Below are 376 nucleotides of genomic sequence, written 5' to 3'. Positions count from 1 at the left end.
CGCCAGATGTGCGGTTTTCGCGATGCGCGTCGCACGCAGGCGTTTCTTTCGTGCTTCGGCCCGATCCGGCAGCACTTCGCGTTGCCCAGACACCAGATGAACGCGGCATGTCATCGTACCGCGCTCCAGAAACGTTTCGCGACGTGGCATGGTTGGACTGTCACTGCGGCCGGAGACAGGGTTATCTAATCAGGATAACTACTCGTACGCCACAAAGACAGACTACATCGGCCAACCTGACAGAGCCTCGCGCAGTGGTCGGCCACGCGTGCCGCGAATCGGCGCGATGGCATCGACCAACGGCAGCAACTGAGTGACGTCGTTACGGTTTGCGCCGGTCAGAATCACGCTGACCGGTACCCCGTTGGCATCTACA

Annotated in this window: 2 pseudogenes; one reads left to right on the top strand and one right to left on the bottom strand. The window is 60.4% G+C overall.

Annotation, left to right across the window (positions count from 1 at the left end):
• Positions 1-189 (top strand): annotated as a pseudogene (locus VSR34_RS38980) (IS6 family transposase); the annotation flags it as partial.
• 60 nt (positions 190-249) lie between these two features.
• Here VSR34_RS38980 and VSR34_RS38975 read toward each other — a convergent pair.
• Positions 250-376, bottom strand: a pseudogene (locus VSR34_RS38975) (IS5/IS1182 family transposase); the annotation flags it as partial.

Source organism: Paraburkholderia sp. JHI2823, from assembly GCF_038900695.1.
Taxonomy (GTDB): domain Bacteria; phylum Pseudomonadota; class Gammaproteobacteria; order Burkholderiales; family Burkholderiaceae; genus Paraburkholderia; species Paraburkholderia mimosarum.
Note: the sequence above shows the minus strand (reverse complement) of the source record. Positions and strands in the feature narration are given on the sequence as shown.